The sequence below is a fragment of the Streptomyces sp. NRRL B-1347 genome (genome assembly GCF_000720325.1).
Taxonomy (GTDB): Bacteria; Actinomycetota; Actinomycetes; order Streptomycetales; family Streptomycetaceae; genus Streptomyces.
In genome coordinates this window covers 1-498 of record NZ_JOJM01000268.1, presented here as the reverse complement: position 1 = coordinate 498, position 498 = coordinate 1, and the positions used below count along the sequence as shown (strand labels likewise).

Sequence of the window (498 nt, the reverse complement as noted above, 5' to 3'; positions counted from 1 at the left end):
CGGCGAGCTCGGCTACTCGCTCGCGCACGCCTACGGCGCCGCGTTCGACAACCCGCACCTGCTCGTCGCCTGCGTCGTCGGCGACGGCGAGGCCGAGACAGGACCGCTCGCCACCTCCTGGCACTCCACCAAGTTCCTCGACCCGGTGCACGACGGCGCGGTCCTGCCCGTCCTGCACCTCAACGGCTACAAGATCGCCAACCCGACGCTCCTGGCCCGCCTCCCCGAGGACGAACTCGAATCCCTGCTGCGCGGATACGGCTACGAACCCCTGCACGTGAGCGGCGACGACCCGCACACCGTGCACCGCACCATGGCCGCCGCCTTCGACCAGGCCGTCGACCGCATCACGCACATCCAGCAGGAAGCTCGCGAGAACAGCCAGGCCGAGCGCTCGCCCTGGCCGATGATCGTGCTGCGCACCCCGAAGGGCTGGACCGGCCCCGCGAGCGTGGACGGCAAGCCCGTCGAGGGCACCTGGCGCGCCCACCAGGTGCC

1 pseudogene is annotated in these 498 nt (G+C 71.7%); it reads left to right on the top strand.

Annotation, left to right across the window (positions count from 1 at the left end):
• Positions 1 to 498, top strand: a pseudogene (locus tag IG74_RS0144920) (phosphoketolase); the annotation flags it as partial.